We start from the raw sequence: 16,788 nt of genomic DNA on the forward strand, positions 1-16,788 counted from the left end.
GTATTTGGACCGTTAAATCGCTAGCTTGTTACTCTTCAATGATGCTGCGTCCCTCCTCCGGGCTACGTGTTTTTCTCATGGTTACCCCCTATTAAAACTTGGAAATAGCCTAATGGATTTGACGAGTTATTAGCAGGTCCACTTTACTAGAAGCTTACAAACAAACTTGAAAGCTTTTCGAAAACATTGATTAGAAATAAAACACTAAAAGGGTTCTGGAACGGGAAATGTTTGATAGGAAGAGGTAGTAAGGTCTACTGACTAAACCGCGACTGAAGTTGCATTGAATGGACTACACATATATGTAGAGCTTATGGGGGAAGTGATTTAGTTACCACTTCCCTTTGGATTATTTAATAAAGTACTGTAGCTCGTCTTGCTCATCACGAGAAGTCGATGAGCTATAAGGCCAAACATCGAATTTTTGGCTCGAATATTGGATTAAGGATGCACCTTGATATGTATATGAGTTGTTTCTTGAGGACTCTGAATCAGCTAAAATTACAAGTGAATAATCAAGGTCACTAACTCCACAGCCAGTACCTTCATAATGCCATAATGTACCATAATCATAGATAAGTGGAATATTATCTAACTCATCTATCATGCTCGGTGTTCTACAATCGGAGTCATTGATAGTCGAAGTTAATAGCACTGATACTTGCTGATGCTCATCTTTGAACATGAACCCAGTTGACATTGATTCTCTTAGCGCTTGCCATTTTTCAGTTTCCATTACACCAAAATCGCTTGGCAAGATAGTCGGTAAGGTAGCAATATTATTGAGATCATCTTTATGATTAGCAAATAGCGTCCAGCCACCACCTTGTGTTTCCATATCACAATACACTTTAAAAGGATTAATAGGACCAGCTTTATTGTCTGGATCAATCCAATACTCACCACTAGTTAGCTCTGGATATGTTTGGTGCAAAACGTCGCAGGATACTGTAATTGGACCTTCAGGTAACTCTGGTTCTGGAGTCGTTGGTGCAGCGGCATTCGTCTCTTGAATTAAATGGCCATACATTTCAACATTATCAATTTTATAATAACTTGAATCGCCGAAGTTTGAGGTCATTAGAAGACGAAAATACTGGCCGATTGCTGGTGAAGCTAGCATAACAGTGTCATCTTCAATTTTCAGTGAAAAGCTTTGTACATCATTGTATTCAACACCATTTTGTGAAACCTGCAAGACAACATCTTTAGGAGTTCGTTTTGGGTAACTTAAATTCGTCACTCTAATCCCAGTTACCATCGCTAAAGTATCAATATTAACTTCTAGCCACTGTGGTTCGTTAGCTGGAGATATCCAAGTCCCTCTAGCCTCTTTTTTTGTTGCATCTTTATTTAGGATACCAGTGTTATAAGAATAACCATCAAACGCTGAGGAAGGTAAGTCTTTGCTGTAGGTTTTTGATGCACTGTAGTTTTTCGTGGATAAACCATTAGTACCAACTAAAACAATATTGTTTCTTTCACTGAACTCTGTTGTCACATACTTATATTCAGGCGTATAGCTAAAGCTGATTGTATCTTCACCATAAATAGATTGATCTGTTGCGAACACTTCGTCATTAATTTGCAAAAAGCCAAGTGTTTCATCAACGTGGGATGTTTCTGAATCTTTTGATTGCTCTTCATGTAATCTAATTTTGCCAAGTGGGGCTTGATACAGCCCTGAAGTAATCTTTACAGCTTTTTTGCGATAGCTTAACTGCTCGTTTATTATTCCAGTATTGCTTTTGCTGTCAATAGCGAGGTATGCAATAGTTTCCGCTGCATGGGTATCGCCCGTTTCTTGTTCAAAAAGACGTGAAGCAAAACCATGCTGGGTTACGCTGCTCGCCCTAACAGAATAAGGGTCTGATTCATTTTGAGTTTGAGGTGACAAAATTACAATAGGTATTTCGCTAAATGCTTGTTGAAAGTACTGAACTTGAGTATTAGAAGATTGATTAAATGTGCCTACTTCCCATATACTACCGTCGGACATTTGATGTATTCCTTTTTCTAATACTAGATAAGGAACATATTCTGTATTGTGTACACCATCAAGATAAGGCCACTCTGCAAACCTTACTGTAACTTGATTTGCGGTCTTGTGAACCGATACTACTCCTGGTTCAGTATCTTCTGAAGTTGGTAGACCTAAAAAAAGCACTGGATCAGAAAAAGTATTTTCAACCTCTAATACACGCGGGGCACTATCTATCTCTATATTTCCAAATTGAATTTTTGTTGCATAAGAGTTGATAGAAACTACTAATGAAATAGCACTAAGTGCATAAATTAAAAACATAAATATCCTTTTTAAATCTATAAATAAGGTGGACTATATATGCAAGTAAGGTACAAGTAAACAAAGTATCCATCTGAAAATTTGAGTTATATCAATTATAATAAGCAAACAGGGTACCTTGGTTTTGAAGCAGGGCGGGAGCATACTTTGAGTAATTTATAATCCAAAGAATATTCGCGTCCGAGAATCATCACTCCAGTCTGCATTTTTAATTTTTCTACGTTGACTTGAGAGGCACCGCATTCGCACTGTCTAAAAATGTTTATTAAAAAGCGCCTAAATAAAGCGATATTTTCAACTGCACTATCTAAAACTACTCTTTAGTAATATTATTTTAAAACAACACGATAAACATGATATTGACTATTTTAAATCCACCACTGTTGCCGTATAATACTCTAACATTTTGTGTTTAGGTGACATTGAAGTAATGTAATACGATGTGCCGATACTGCATTTATTGTTCTATGGCGTTTAACCGCGATTATACTTCTAATTGTTGGTCATTTGAACTTTTGTTTTTCTAAGCGCTTGTACCACAATAAAAAACACGTTTTATCCCAGTGAACCAACTTGAGTTTATCTTTCGCTTTATTGCAAAGCAAAAATAATGCGCCGGTGTAAGCATCCCGTTCAAGTTCGCCTTCAACGAGTACAACCAGACCATCCATGGATTTTCGAAAATCCACAGGATCGCTCTGTAAGTAAATATTTTCAGGTTCAACATTTTCATAAGGTAAGCTCGCGTAACAATTGGCTAAGGTAAGATGCTGGCGTTATGGGTGGTAAGCTAACTTTTACTTTGTCGATAGCCCGAATAATCGGCAGTTACTACTCGGTAACATCAAGGTGTTTAGTGACTTTACGCGAAAAACACCCTGATAAGGTATTAAACTTACTTCGAGCGGCATAAAACGTTGTTTTTGATAAAGCATGTTACTGGCAAAATTCAGTGATAATTAAATCGCTGGCTTGTTGTTCTTCGATAATGTTACACCCCTGCTCAAGGCTACGCGTGTTTCTCATGGTTATCTCCTAATTGAAATTCGGAAATAGCTTAATCATTTTGACGAGTGACTGGCAGGTGCGCTTTGCTAGACGCTTACATTAAAAATGCCATTTAACTAACAAGTTTGGGTTGTTTTCTGTTTCACCATCTACACCAAATTTGTTTTTCCAAAATACGTACTCAATACCAATATCTAAACGGCCTGTGTCTAGGCCAAGCATCGGGGCAATGTTGTATTTGATTTGCGAAGTAAAGTTAAAACCCCCTTCATTTTTACCAAACATCGTATCGGCACCATCGACAATATCTAAGAAGCCATCGTAGCGAAAATTACCTTCATCAATCCCCCAAACCACGGTTATCTGGTTGTTATCGCCTCTATCTATCCCTATATCATCTTGCAAGCGTCGGTAATAAGTCACTTTAAAGTATTTAAATCCAGGTACATCCAAGGACACCCCGCCTCCTAATAAGTAGTTGTTTTGATCAGTTGCACCTGAGCCATACTCAGTTTGCAGCCCTAAAAACACCTCTGTAACAAACCCATCTTCTGGTTTGTAAAGCGTTGGGTTAATGTTTAGCTCACCGTACACATCATCTGGGTTACTCAACCTGTCCATGAACAAGAATGTGCTTCCCCAAGTATGGCCTGACGCATGCTCAATAGTGACAACCGTTCGGTCATCTTCAGTGCCCGAAAAAGGCTCTAAGTAATCAGCTCCTTGTAATCCAGTAATACTAAAATCTGATAATCATATAGAAAGCTCCCCGAGTTTTTCGATACAGTTGTGTTGACCAAAACATAAACTGAATCCGAGGAGCTTGGTATGAAACTATATGGTGGAATTGACTTGCATTCAAATAATAGTGTTATTGCTATCATTAATGAACAAGGTGAAACGCTTACCGTTAAGCGTTTAAATAATGACATGTCTGTCATTTTATCTTTTCTAACCCCTTATAAAGACAAGTTAACAGGGCTTGTTGTCGAATCAACCTTTAATTGGTATTGGTTAGTTGATGCATTAATGGATGCAGAATTTAAACTTCACTTAGCAAACCCCGCTGCAATCCAACAATATTCAGGCTTAAAACATGCTGATGATCATAGTGATGCACGTTGGTTGGCTGAAATGCTACGTCTAAACATTTTGCCTGAGGGCTACATTTACCCCCGAGAACTCAGAGCTGTTCGCGACTTAATGCGTAAACGAATGGACATTGTTCAACAATCCACTAAAAACTTATTATCAGTGCAAAGCTGTTACATGCGACACCTTGGCTACAAACTCAGTAGCAACAAAATAAAACAAATGGCTGCTATCAGAAAAGGCGTAAATGTTGAGCAGGTATACACAGATTTCAGTTCAGCGAATACAGCACTGTCGGTCATTTCTAACCTCACATTGATACGCTGTGCTCAACAGCAAATAAATGCAATAGAGGGCGCTATTTTACAGCAAACATCACTCTCCCCTGAATTTATAAACCTAACCAGTATCGATGGGGTTGGGAATACTTTAGCACTGACCATTATGTTAGAGACAGGCACAATTAAACGTTTTGATAGTCCAGGTAATTTTTCCTCGTATTGTCGATGCGTTAAAGGTGCAAGATACAGCAATGGAAAGAAGAAAGGCGCTACAAACCAAAAAAATGGCAATCGATACTTAGCGTGGGCGTTTACTGAGGCCGCTAACTTTGCCATTCGATATAACCCGACAATCAAAAAATATTATCAACGAAAGTTGGCTAAAACAAACCAAGTTATCGCGATTAAAACGGTTGCACATAAACTCGCAAGAGCGTGTTACCACGTGCTGAAAGACAATGTCCCATTTGATGAACACAAGGCTTTTTCTTAGCGACTATGAAATGAATTAGGTTAACGTGTTGAGTTAATAATGGGGTTGGTAAAACCATCAGATCTGATTGAGCCTGCACGTTAACCGCTCATATTTAAATGTTGGGTATGCCCACTGTCTGAGCCACAAAGGGTTGGTTATGTGTAAACATAAGCCACAGATTTGTTATTGCGCAGTACGTATGCGCTGCCAAAAACTGGACAGACATTGGCACTAAACGATGACTGAGGCGAAAGCCAAGGGCCTAATTAATCATCAATGATGCTTAATTAAAACGCCTAAATTCATATGGGTGACTGGTGCATATTCACACCAATCGACGTCATTACTGGATGCATAGTCATATTTAAAGTGAGTTTAAAAAGTAACAACACTTGGTTTTTTGAATAAAAAGATCAAGAAAACACAACTGCCTGCTTGACCGGAACTTTCTAATGGGCGACCACAACTGCTTAGCCGACACACTTGTTGAGCAAAGAGTAATTACAGTTACTAATGCTAGTTTTTTTATTATTTTGATTTCCATTGGTTTCCCATCTGTTGATATAAAACCGTTTAGTTAAGGCGGTCGGTACTTGCAGAATAGTTTTCTGGCAACAGCAACGTCATGATGATGGCGGTGATACCGGATACCGTTACAGCACTACCAAATATAGCGGTTACTAACTTAGGCGCGTTGACGAATAACTCCGGAACAAAACTCACGCCTAGGCCTAGCCCTAAGCTAACGGCTATAATAAGTAAACTTCTACGGTTTATTTTTTCACTGGCAAGAATTTTTACTCCAGCGGCGGCAACGGTGCCAAACATCACTAATGTGGCTCCGCCTAATACCGGTTTAGGTATATTTTGCAGTACCGCTCCAATCACGGGAAACAGACCCAAAATAGCTAAAATACAGCCAATCCATAAACCTATGTGCCTACTGGCGACACCGGTTAACTGAATAACCCCATTGTTTTGGCTAAAGGTTGTATTAGGAAAAGTATTAAATGCTGCAGCAATCATCGAATTTACGCCGTCGCCTAAAATGCCGCCGCGTATTCGTGCTAAGTAGCTAGGCCCTTTGACGGGTAATTTAGACACCGCACAATTAGCGGTAATATCGCCCGTTGATTCTATTGCCGTAATTAAATACAAAAAGCCAAAGGCTATCAGTGCACCAAAATCAACATTAAAGCCATACTTAAATGGTAGCGGAATGGCTATTAAGTCAAACTCGCCGATTTTAAATTCGCTAATACCCAGTAAGATTGCAAGTAACCAGCCTATCAGCATAGCAACTACAACCGCGGTTAGCCTTACCCATTGGTTTTTACTCGCGTTGAGTAGCACAACCAATGCAACCACTGAAAAGCCAACGATTAAGTTGCTAGGCGATGCAAACTTCTCAGGCATATTGGTCAGTAACCATTGCCCGCCACCGATATCGGTCATACCGACTTTAATGAGGTAAATGCCTATCGTGGTGATCACCACACCAGTGACAACCGGTTTGATTATTTTTTCAAGCTTCTCTATAAAAAAGCTAATCAAAATTTCCACTATTGCCGCTAAAAAACACACCGCAAATATGGTTGCCAATACTTCATCATTCGTACCTCCCGTTGCTTTTACGGTAAACCCCGTTGCTAGGATAGTGCCTAAAAAAGCAAAACTGGTTCCTTGTACACAGATGAGTCCTGCACCGATTGAGCCAACACGCTTGGCCTGAATAACGGTGCCCACGCCCGATACAAATAACGCCATACTGATCAAATAAGGGATTTCACTGCCTAATCCGAGTATTCCACCTATAATAAGAGTGGGTGTGATAATTCCCACAAAGCTTGCTAATACATGTTGAAGTCCTGCAAAAAATGATTCTGTTTTTCCTGGTATCTCGTCTACCGCGTAAATAATATCATCAGACGAACTTACTTTATGAGACATATAAACCTCTATGCTTGTCGCGAGTTAGCTGTGTTTTTAGGTGGCTAACTCGCTATTAATTAAGATAGCTCGCTATTTAAGCTACCCTTGGAGCTTCCACATAAAAGCCCATAGCTAATAAAGTCTTATCGGTTATGGTTTTATCTGCATCAATAATTAAGCTTAGCGCCACGGCTATTCCCGCAATCAATTTTTTCATTGTTTTTCTCCGTATTATATTTTTTATCCTGTTGAAAAAGTTTACTTTTTTAACTATTTTTCATTTACTTAATGACCTTTATGCCAAGGTTTACCCAACCACATGGGTTGGTACATTTTCAGTTTTTGTTTATTTTTACTGAGCATAATCAGCACGATTAGCGTTGCACCGTAAGGCAGCATGGCAATACCTGCCTAATAAGGCGGTATTTGTTATTCATTCTTTTCACCTTTTGTACTTATTAGCTAATTAGTACATCCAAAAACACAAACTGACCAAGTGGTCAACAATGGCATGGTATCTGCAATTAACTTACCAAGATGAAAATGTTTTTTACTAATGTGCGTAATAACAACAGCAGAAAATAAACGCCAAGCCTTTGAGAATCAGGGCTTTATAAAAGTTAAGGGGATATGTGTGATTCAGTTTTTATTAAATGACACGCCAATTGCAGTGCAGGAATGCTCGCCAAGTCTCACCATGTTGGACTGGCTTCGCACCAAAAAAGGGAAAATAGGCAGCAAAGAAGGGTGTGCAACAGGCGACTGTGGCGCGTGCACAATTTTAGTCGGTGAAGAACATATAGATGCAAATGGACAACTAAGTTGGCATTACAAAACAATCAATGGTTGTTTACTGCTACTAGGTAATGCCAATGCTAAACATATAGTTACAATAGAAGCGGTCACTACCGGGCTTTATCCTACGCTTACCGATCTCCACCCTGTGCAGCGAGCATTAGTTGAATGCCATGGTTCACAATGTGGATTTTGTACACCGGGCATAATAATGAGCATGCTCGCTGTGTATATTAATCACCAAACATACCCAGGCAAAAAAGCCATTATTCACGCCCTTGGAGGTAATCTGTGCCGCTGCACCGGTTATCGCCCTATCTTGCTTGCTGCCGAGAAAGCATATAGTTATGAGCGCAGCTATGAACCGTATTCTGCAATGGCTGCCAACTTTAAAGCCACGCTATTTGCAGACTTAGATGACATTCCTTTTTTAAAAAATGGCCCACGAAAGTTTTATTTACCACAAACTGCACAGCAACTTGTTGAGTTAAAAACACACTATCCCCATGCTCACCTTGTTGCCGGTGGCACCGACTTTGCTATCGAGCTGAGTCAAAACATGTTGTTACCCGACATCATCATCTCACTTTGCCAAGTGCAAGAACTTAGTCAACTAACTGATAATAATGGTGAGCTACAAATTGGTGCAGCCTTGCCCTATAGCCAATTTGTTGAGCTGTTTTATCGCTATTATCCAGAGTCTAAGGAATTGTTTGAACGTTTAGGCTCAAGCCAAGTAAGAAATAGCGGCACCTTAGGTGGCAGCTTAGGTAATGCCTCGCCAATTGGCGACCCAGCACCGCTTTTAATCGCACTTAATGCAACGATGGAGTTACTCAGTAGCGCAGGTTCGCGCACCATTAACGTGGCAGACTACTTTGTTGATTACAAACAGACCCTCATAAAAAGTGATGAAGTCATCAGCAAAGTGACCATCCCCAAGCGCCCCGAGTCATTAAAACTTGCTTGTCATAAAATTTCCAAACGATTCGAAGATGATATTTCCACAGTCTGCTTAGTGGTTGCAGTCGAGCATGCACAAAACATCATTACCCAAGCACGATGTGCGATGGGCGGAATGGCTGCAATCCCAAAACGCGCAAAATGTGTGGAGCAGCTCCTGCTATCTCAGCCACTGCACGTGAGTCATTTTATAGATGCCGCAAGGGCTATCAGCGATGACTTTTCACCGATGAGTGATGTCCGTAGTAGCGCTAATTACCGTCTAACGGTGAGTAAAAATTTAATGCAGCGAATTGGCATTGAATTTTGCCAACAAGTAGCACCAATCAACAGCAGTAACAATAACAACATTGCCATTACGAGGATCTCTCATGCGTCACTTTGAAATGGATAAACTTAAAGCGCAAGGCGGCAGCGTAGGCCAATCTAAATACCATGAAAGCGCCATTAAACAAGTGTGTGGCAATGCGAATTACGCCGACGACAACCCTGAGCCCTATGGTTGTTTACATGCTTACCCAGTACTTGCCCCGATCACCAGTGGTTTTATTAAATCAATCGATACCAGTAAAGCACTGCAAGTTGCAGGGGTTAAACGGATATTATCGGCAGCAGATGTACCAGGAAAATTAGATATTGGCCCAGTATTCCCAGGCGATGTGCTGCTTAGTAGCCATGAAATTCAATATCATGGCCAGCCTGTCATGATAGTGGTGGCCGATAGTTACGAAATTGCTCGACGTGCAGCTCGGTTAGTGGTTGTTGAGTGCGAGCAAAGCACACCAATACTCGATATAAAAGAAGCGATTAGCAAACAACATTGGGTTAGGCCGCCACACTCACTAAAACGTGGCAATAGTGAGCAAGCGATCAATCATTCGGTTCATCAGCTCAAAGGCGAAATACACATAGGTGGGCAGGAGCATTTTTATTTAGAAGGACAAATTGCCCTTGCTCAGCCCGACAACGATGGCGGCATCCACGTGCAATGTTCAACCCAGCACCCCACAGAAGTTCAACACTTAGTCGCGAAAATTTTAAAAAAGCCATTTAATTTTGTAAATGTAGAAACCCGCCGCATGGGCGGTGCATTTGGTGGCAAAGAAACCCAAGGCGCCCCTTGGGCGTGCCTAGCTGCACTTGCTGTTTATCACTTAGGTTGTGCAGTGAAGATGCGCTTGGCACGTAGTGACGATTTTAAATTAACCGGTAAGCGTCACCCATTTTATAACCATTACCATGTCGGTTTTGACGAACATGGCTTAATTTCCGGCGCTGATATAACTGTCAATGGGTTTTGCGGTTACTCGCCTGATTTATCAGATGCGATAGTCGATCGCGCAATGTTTCATACCGATAACGCTTACTACTACCCAGCGGCCACCATTACAGGTAATCGTTGTAAACTAAACACCGTAAGCCACACCGCTTTTAGAGGATTTGGCGGCCCGCAAGGGATGATCATGGCAGAGCTGATTATGGATGATATAGCAGCCAAGTTAGGTAAAGATCCACTCGATATTAGAAAACTAAATTTATACGCAAAAGGCCGTGACACCACTCCTTATCACCAAAAAGTAGAGCAATACATTTTACAAGATATGCTCGCAGAGCTTGAGCAAACAGGCGATTACTGGGCACGTAAAGCGGCAATAAAAACATTTAATGCCTCATCGCCTATTATTAAAAAAGGGCTGGCGATGACCCCAGTTAAATACGGTATTTCCTTTACCGTGCAGCACTTAAACCAAGCTGGAGCACTCGTTCATGTTTACAGCGATGGATCAATTCATTTAAATCATGGTGGCACCGAAATGGGCCAAGGCTTAAACACGAAAATAGCCCAAATAGTGGCCCATGGATTTGGCGTTGATTTTGATGCGGTTAGCATCAGCGCCACCAGAACAGACAAGGTACCCAACACCTCCCCCACTGCGGCATCGAGCGGCACCGACTTAAATGGCATGGCCGCACTGAATGCCGTAAATACCATTAAAGAACGGCTAATTGGTTTTGTCAGCTCTCACTTTGATACGCCTAGTGAGAGCATTGTATTTCAAAATAATTTAATTACTTTTAGCCAAGGTGAAATCAGCTTCACTGAGCTTGCTAACCTCGCTTATATGAACCGTATATCCCTATCGTCAACCGGTTATTACGCCACCCCAAAAATTCATTACGATAGAGCTAAAGGCGAAGGCCGACCATTTTTTTACTACGCCCACGGAGTTGCAATGAGCGAAGTAGAAATAGACACGCTTACCGGTGAGAATACCGTCACCCGTGTTGATATTTTACATGATGTCGGCAGCTCAATTAATCCTGCCCTCGATGTGGGTCAAATTGAAGGGGCTTTTGTTCAGGGGATGGGCTGGCTGACAAGCGAAGATCTACAATGGAATGATAAAGGACAGTTAGCAAGCTTTGGACCTGCCAACTACAAAATCCCTGCAATTGGCGATACTCCAGCTGAATTTAACGTAAAGCTTTATAACTCAGCCAACCCAGAGACCACCGTTTTTAGATCAAAAGCAGTGGGCGAACCCCCTTTTATGTTGAGTTTTAGTGTATGGAGTGCAATACGAAACGCGATTAGCAGTATTGCAGATCACAAATACGCCCCATTCCTTGATACGCCAGCCACACCGGAACGTGTACTTAACGCGGTAGAGCAAACGCAGCGCTGGGTTAAGGAGCATCAATATGGCTAATTTGAATGACTCCTTTCAAGGTTTTCATACCCAAAGTTGGGCTCAAGCGATTAACGAGCATGAGCAAAGCGGCACTAATTATGTCATTGCTACCGTACTTGGTACCAATGGCTCGACTCCGCGTGGCATCGGCTCAAAAATGGTGATTAGTGGCGAGCATATTTACGACACCTTGGGCGGTGGGCATTTAGAATATGTAGTTATTGCAAAAGCACGAGAACTACTGGCAAAAAATGAAGCTACACACGTTATTGAGCAATTTAACTTAGCTGCAAATTTAGGCCAATGTTGCGGCGGCGCAGCAACCGTAATGCTAGAATGCATGCTATGCGAGCGCTTTACCCTTGATATCTTCGGCGCAGGTCATGTCGCACACGCCTTAATAAATATCCTAGCCCACTTACCGATGCGGATCCGCTGGATAGACAGCCGTGCAGAGCTATTCCCTGCGTTTATTGCAAATAATGTCGTCAAAGTTATTGATGAAGAACCCGTCTCACAAGTTAAACGTGCGTCAGCCGCTAATAATTACTTAATTCTTACCCATAACCATCAGCTCGACTTTGCGCTCACTCAAGCCATTTTGCAGCGTGGCGATGCTAACTGGTTAGGGGTTATTGGTTCAAATACTAAGGCACAACGCTTTAAACAACGTTTATCACACCGTGATTTTACAGCGGCACAAATCAGCCTAATGACCTGCCCGGTAGGGCTTGAAAATATCACTGGCAAGCTGCCGATGGAAGTGGCGATTTCGATCAGCGGGCAACTCATTGGTTTGTATCAAGCCATGCATAAACAAGCACCTAAGCGCCAAGGACTACAATGGCGCACATTGAAGAATGCACTTATTAGCACATCGCAAGAGGATATCGACGCGTGAAGAGCATAAAACTAAATACCTTAACCAAGACGCAAGCTCAGCAAGCGTTAATGCACTGCTGCGCCGCCCCAAATTGGGTAGCAGGGATGCTAAAAGCGCTGCCATTTGAGAATAAACAGCAAGTATTTGAATGTGCACAAAATGTGTGGGAAGGCCTAACTGAGCCTGACTATTTAGCTGCATTTGAAGGCCACCCACAAATAGGCGATTTATCAACGTTAAGTAAGAAGTATGCTGCTACAGCACAAAAAGCAGGCCATGAACAAGCTGGAATGAACAAAGCAAATGCACAAACCTTACAAACAATGATTGCCCTAAATAAACAATACTTAACTAAATTTGGCTTTATTTTTATTGTTTGTGCTAGCGGCAAAACTGCCGAGCAAATGCTAACACTGCTAGAGCAACGGATAAACAACACCCGCATCACTGAACTAAACATAGCGGCTAGCGAGCAAGCCAAAATAACAAAAATAAGATTGGAGGCACTACTGTGAATAAAAGTCCGATTACCACCCATATTTTAGATACCAGTACAGGTAAACCCGCTGCAAATGTTGGCGTTGAGCTATTTCAACTTTTGAATAACGAATGGGTTTTATTAACGCAAGGGCAAACCGATACTGATGGCCGCATTACTGATTGGCTTAAACAAGAAGTCGAATTTGGTACTTATCAACTCGTTTTTGATTTAGATAGTTATTATAAAAACCATAGTGCACTGGCTTTTTACCCGCAAGTGCAAATTAGTTTTAGATTACAAGATTCTAAACACCATCATATTCCCTTATTACTTAGCCCATTTGGCTACTCAACGTATAGAGGCAGCTAATTATGAATAGCAAAAACAACAATAATTTAACCGTGATCTGCGCCGACATTTTAGACTTTGTTGACGACCCTGCCATAGCGGGTGAAAATGCGCATCGGTTCTTTGCCAAAGGGGCGTTAGTAATACAACAAGGCAAAGTAATCAAACTTGGCTTTGAGCAAGACATACTGCCAACCCTCGATAACACAGCCACCATTATTCGCCACGATGGCAAACTTGTTATGCCAGGTATGATAGACACCCATATTCACTTACCACAAACAGAAATGATGGGAGCCTATGGTGAACAACTGCTAACTTGGCTTACCGAATATGCCTTTGCGACCGAAAAAAAGTTTGCTAATGAAGCCTATGCGACACAGGTTTCAAAGCTATTTTTAGATCAATTATTACGCAATGGCACCACCACCGCCCTTGTGTTTGGAACAGTGCATCCGCAATCGGTTAATGCTTTTTTTAGTGAATCACAACAGCGCAATTTACGCATGATCGCTGGTAAAGTCATGATGGACAGAAACTGCCCTGATGATTTATCTGACTGCGCACAAAGCAGTTACGATCAATCAAAAGCATTAATTGAGCAGTGGCATAATAAAGGTAGATTGAGCTACGCAGTCACACCTCGCTTTGCACCAACCTCAACCCCAGAGCAATTGCAAAAGTGTACTCAACTACTTAAAGAATACCCAGACACATACTTACATACCCACTTATCTGAAAACAAAGATGAGTGTCACTGGGTGAAAAGCTTATTCCCAGCAGCAACCGACTACTTAGGTGTTTATGAACAGGCCGAATTGGTTCGTAAGCGCTCAGTATTTGCTCACAGCATTCATTTATCTGAGCGTGAGCTATGTTGCTTAGCGGATAATAACGCCGCTATTTCTCACTGCCCTACGTCAAATCTCTTTTTAGGCTCAGGGCTTTTTAACCTCAAGACCTGTGAAGATCACGGTATCAATGTCGGCATGGGCACCGATGTCGGTGCGGGTACTAGTTTTTCAATGCTACAGACTGGCAACGAAGCCTATAAAATTCAGCAGCTGCAAGGTCAAAAATTCTCAGCATTTAAAGGGTTTTATTTAGCAACACTGGGGGGAGCTCGCGCGCTGGATTTAGAAGGCACCATCGGCAATTTTGCCATTGGCTGCGAAGCCGATTTTATCGTGATGGATTTTGCCGCAACCTCATTCTTAAAGTTTAGAATTAGCCATGCCAAAACTCTCCACGAAAAGTTATTTGCGATGATGATGCTAGGCGACGACCGCTGTATTGAGCAAACCTACATTATGGGTAAAAGTGCTTATAAACGAGACGCGAATGAGCCGTTTTTATCTAGCCAAGCCCCCAGATCAGCAGAGGCTTAAATCGATGGAAAATTACATTTTTGAGCTGGCCCATTTGGTGCTGCGCTTTTTTCATGTCATAGCGGGCATCGCATGGATTGGTGCCTCATTTTATTTTGCTTGGCTTGATAACAATTTACAAACCCCACCACAATGGAAATTAGATAAAGGTATAAAAGGCGATTTATGGGCAGTCCACGGTGGTGGGTTTTACGAGGTTGCCAAATATCAACATGGCCCAGAGCAAATGCCACACACCCTGCATTGGTTTAAATGGGAAGCATATACGACATGGATCACTGGCATCTTACTGTTTAGCTTGCTTTATTATGTGGGTGCCGATGTTTACCTGATTGATAACAGCAAAACTGCACTCGGTAAATTTGCAGCGATTGGCGCATCACTTGCCTTTATTGGCTTAGGCTATGGCGTATACCGTTTATTATGCAAAGGCCAGCTAGTCAAAAATAGCATTGCTTTTATTATGGTGGTTATTGCGCTACTTGCAGTGTGGACCTTTGCAGTCGATCAACTATTTAGCGACCGTGCTGTGTACATTCATGTTGGAGCACTGATTGGTACCTGCATGGTGGGTAATGTTTATCACATTATCATGCCCGGCCAACGTTACATGGTTCGTGAAGTAGAAGCTGGGCGGATCCCTGACTCAGCGCCAGGCTTAAAAGCAAAGCTCTGCTCTATTCATAATAACTACGCCACATTGCCTGTGGTATTTATCATGTTAAGCAATCACTTTCCTTATACTTATAGTCATGACTTTGGCTGGCTAATTTTGATAGCGCTGTTTGTAATTGGCATGTGGATACGCCACTTTTTTAATTTAAAGCATCAAGGTATCAACAAACCGTCGGTATTAATAACTGGTATCGCGGCATTTTTTGCGCTTATGTTAGCGATTGCACCTTGGCCTACGAGTTCTGGCAGCGCGACTGAAACCGCCAAGATCAGTGATTCGCAAGCGTGGGATATTATTAATAAACATTGTACTGGCTGTCACAGTGAATCACCTACCTCGGCACTGTTTCAAACAGCGCCACTTGGCTTTAAACTCGACTCAATTGAGCAAGCTAAACAGGCGCATGCTTTGATCCATACCCGCGCAGTTATCAGCAAAGATATGCCGCTTGCTAACATGACCAAAATGAGCGATGCAGAGCGAGAAACGTTAGCTAATTGGCTAGCTAAATTAAAACCGGAGCAATAACATGAGCCAATATAGTAACAGCAATTATCCCCGTGATTTAATTGGCTATGGGCCAAACGTACCCCATGCTAATTGGCCTAATAAAGCCCGTATTGCCGTACAGGTTGTGCTAAATTATGAAGAAGGGGGCGAGAATTGCGTGCTGCACGGCGATCCTGGCGCCGAAACATTTTTATCTGAAATAGTCAGCGCCCCTCATGTTGAAGACCGCCACATTAGTATGGAGTCTATTTACGAGTATGGCTCACGAGCAGGTGTATGGCGATTGCTGAGATTATTCAAAAAATACGATATACCGGTCACTATTTTCGCGGTTGCCATGGCGCTTGAACGCCACCCCGAAATAGCCAAAGCCTTTGTAGCCGCTGGCTTTGAGATAGCCTGCCATGGTCTGCGCTGGATCAACTACCAACATATTGATAAACAGCTTGAGCGCGAGCATATGCAACAAGCCATTGCAATAATTCAAAAGCTCACGGGTAACAAACCACAAGGTTGGTACACAGGAAGAACGAGCCCAAATACTGCCGCCTTGGTGGTTGAAAACGGTGAGTTTTTATATGATGCCGACGACTACAGCGACGACCTGCCCTTTTACAGTATTAAAGAAGGTAAGCCACAACTTATCGTGCCTTACACGCTCGATGTAAACGACATGCGCTTTGCAGCTGTGCAAGGGTTTAATGCGGGGGATCAGTTTTTTAATTATTTAAAAGATGCATTCGACACGCTTTATGAAGAAGGCGATCCAAAAGCTGAAAACGCACCAAAAATGATGTCGATAGGATTGCATTGTCGTTTAATCGGCCGACCAGGAAGAATAAAAGCACTCGCGCGGTTTTTTGAATATGCTCGTTCATTTGAGCATGTATGGTTTGCAAAGCGTATCGACATTGCCGAGCATTGGCTTAAAACGCACCCTTATAAGCAAACTTAATCT

The 16,788-nt window shown here is 41.9% G+C and carries 14 protein-coding genes; 9 read left to right on the forward strand and 5 right to left on the reverse strand.

The features are described from left to right. Window positions 1-349 precede the first annotated feature (349 nt). From ACMVDV_RS21900 to ACMVDV_RS21910, 3 genes are all read right to left on the reverse strand, one after another. Window positions 350-2,305 (reverse strand): fibrinogen-like YCDxxxxGGGW domain-containing protein, encoded by a 1,956-nt coding sequence (locus tag ACMVDV_RS21900; RefSeq protein WP_416159667.1) that lies wholly within the window; start codon window positions 2,303-2,305, stop codon window positions 350-352. A gap of 503 nt (window positions 2,306-2,808) precedes the next feature. Then, complete coding sequence (tnpB, locus tag ACMVDV_RS21905; protein ID WP_416159774.1) at window positions 2,809-3,015, reverse strand: IS66 family insertion sequence element accessory protein TnpB; 207 nt, start codon at window positions 3,013-3,015, stop codon at window positions 2,809-2,811. Window positions 3,016-3,412: 397 nt separating this feature from the next. Then, window positions 3,413-3,934, reverse strand: a complete 522-nt coding sequence (locus ACMVDV_RS21910) for a DUF5020 domain-containing protein (protein ID WP_416159668.1) — start codon at window positions 3,932-3,934, stop codon at window positions 3,413-3,415. A gap of 207 nt (window positions 3,935-4,141) precedes the next feature. Between ACMVDV_RS21910 and ACMVDV_RS21915 the strand changes: the two genes are divergently transcribed. Then, window positions 4,142-5,179, forward strand: coding sequence for an IS110 family transposase (locus ACMVDV_RS21915; RefSeq protein ID WP_416157920.1), 1,038 nt, complete (start codon window positions 4,142-4,144; stop codon window positions 5,177-5,179). Between the two features lie 555 nt (window positions 5,180-5,734). Here the strand turns inward: ACMVDV_RS21915 and ACMVDV_RS21920 are convergent. Both ACMVDV_RS21920 and ACMVDV_RS21925 read right to left on the reverse strand, forming a co-directional pair. Next, window positions 5,735-7,111 carry a uracil-xanthine permease family protein gene (locus tag ACMVDV_RS21920; RefSeq protein ID WP_416159669.1) on the reverse strand — a complete coding sequence of 459 codons (1,377 nt, stop codon included), beginning with the start codon at window positions 7,109-7,111 and terminating at the stop codon, window positions 5,735-5,737. Between the two features lie 76 nt (window positions 7,112-7,187). Continuing rightward, window positions 7,188-7,310 (reverse strand): hypothetical protein, encoded by a 123-nt coding sequence (locus ACMVDV_RS21925; protein WP_416159670.1) that lies wholly within the window; start codon window positions 7,308-7,310, stop codon window positions 7,188-7,190. A 417-nt stretch (window positions 7,311-7,727) separates the two neighbouring features. Between ACMVDV_RS21925 and xdhA the strand changes: the two genes are divergently transcribed. The 8 genes from xdhA to puuE are packed head-to-tail and all read left to right on the forward strand — an operon-like array spanning window position 7,728 to window position 16,785. Next, entirely contained in the window at window positions 7,728-9,236 is a 1,509-nt protein-coding gene (xdhA, locus tag ACMVDV_RS21930) for a xanthine dehydrogenase small subunit (protein WP_416159671.1), read from the forward strand. Continuing rightward, window positions 9,223-11,562: a xanthine dehydrogenase molybdopterin binding subunit gene (gene xdhB, locus ACMVDV_RS21935; protein ID WP_416159672.1), complete on the forward strand. Its 2,340-nt coding sequence runs from the start codon at window positions 9,223-9,225 to the stop codon at window positions 11,560-11,562. Before xdhA ends, xdhB begins: the two co-directional genes overlap by 14 nt. Beyond that, window positions 11,555-12,445: a xanthine dehydrogenase accessory protein XdhC gene (gene xdhC / locus ACMVDV_RS21940; protein ID WP_416159673.1), complete on the forward strand. Its 891-nt coding sequence runs from the start codon at window positions 11,555-11,557 to the stop codon at window positions 12,443-12,445. The genes xdhB and xdhC overlap by 8 nt, the downstream gene beginning before the upstream one ends. After that, window positions 12,442-12,942 (forward strand): 2-oxo-4-hydroxy-4-carboxy-5-ureidoimidazoline decarboxylase, encoded by a 501-nt coding sequence (gene uraD, locus ACMVDV_RS21945; RefSeq protein ID WP_416159674.1) that lies wholly within the window; start codon window positions 12,442-12,444, stop codon window positions 12,940-12,942. Before xdhC ends, uraD begins: the two co-directional genes overlap by 4 nt. Then, entirely contained in the window at window positions 12,939-13,277 is a 339-nt protein-coding gene (uraH, locus tag ACMVDV_RS21950) for a hydroxyisourate hydrolase (RefSeq protein WP_416159675.1), read from the forward strand. The genes uraD and uraH overlap by 4 nt, the downstream gene beginning before the upstream one ends. A 2-nt stretch (window positions 13,278-13,279) precedes the next feature. Further along, complete coding sequence (guaD, locus tag ACMVDV_RS21955; RefSeq protein WP_416159676.1) at window positions 13,280-14,644, forward strand: guanine deaminase; 1,365 nt, start codon at window positions 13,280-13,282, stop codon at window positions 14,642-14,644. Window positions 14,645-14,648: 4 nt separating this feature from the next. Then, window positions 14,649-15,848, forward strand: coding sequence for a urate hydroxylase PuuD (locus ACMVDV_RS21960; protein WP_416159677.1), 1,200 nt, complete (start codon window positions 14,649-14,651; stop codon window positions 15,846-15,848). 1 nt (window position 15,849) lies between these two features. Next, complete coding sequence (gene puuE / locus ACMVDV_RS21965) at window positions 15,850-16,785, forward strand: allantoinase PuuE (protein ID WP_304182521.1); 936 nt, start codon at window positions 15,850-15,852, stop codon at window positions 16,783-16,785. The last annotated feature ends 3 nt before the right edge of the window (window positions 16,786-16,788 follow it).

This window comes from Pseudoalteromonas sp. ASV78 (assembly GCF_047806705.1).
Lineage (GTDB): Bacteria > Pseudomonadota > Gammaproteobacteria > Enterobacterales > Alteromonadaceae > Pseudoalteromonas > Pseudoalteromonas prydzensis_A.

Coding starts and splice junctions, on each gene's coding strand:
- ACMVDV_RS21915 (WP_416157920.1), top strand. CDS start 4,142: ATGAAACTATATGGTGGAATTGACTTGCATTCAAATAATAGTGTTATT.
- xdhB (WP_416159672.1), top strand. CDS start 9,223: ATGCGTCACTTTGAAATGGATAAACTTAAAGCGCAAGGCGGCAGCGTA.
- ACMVDV_RS21900 (WP_416159667.1), bottom strand. CDS start 2,305: ATGTTTTTAATTTATGCACTTAGTGCTATTTCATTAGTAGTTTCTATC.
- ACMVDV_RS21925 (WP_416159670.1), bottom strand. CDS start 7,310: ATGAAAAAATTGATTGCGGGAATAGCCGTGGCGCTAAGCTTAATTATT.
- puuE (WP_304182521.1), top strand. CDS start 15,850: ATGAGCCAATATAGTAACAGCAATTATCCCCGTGATTTAATTGGCTAT.
- guaD (WP_416159676.1), top strand. CDS start 13,280: ATGAATAGCAAAAACAACAATAATTTAACCGTGATCTGCGCCGACATT.
- ACMVDV_RS21920 (WP_416159669.1), bottom strand. CDS start 7,111: ATGTCTCATAAAGTAAGTTCGTCTGATGATATTATTTACGCGGTAGAC.
- ACMVDV_RS21910 (WP_416159668.1), bottom strand. CDS start 3,934: ATGGACAGGTTGAGTAACCCAGATGATGTGTACGGTGAGCTAAACATT.
- xdhC (WP_416159673.1), top strand. CDS start 11,555: ATGGCTAATTTGAATGACTCCTTTCAAGGTTTTCATACCCAAAGTTGG.
- ACMVDV_RS21960 (WP_416159677.1), top strand. CDS start 14,649: ATGGAAAATTACATTTTTGAGCTGGCCCATTTGGTGCTGCGCTTTTTT.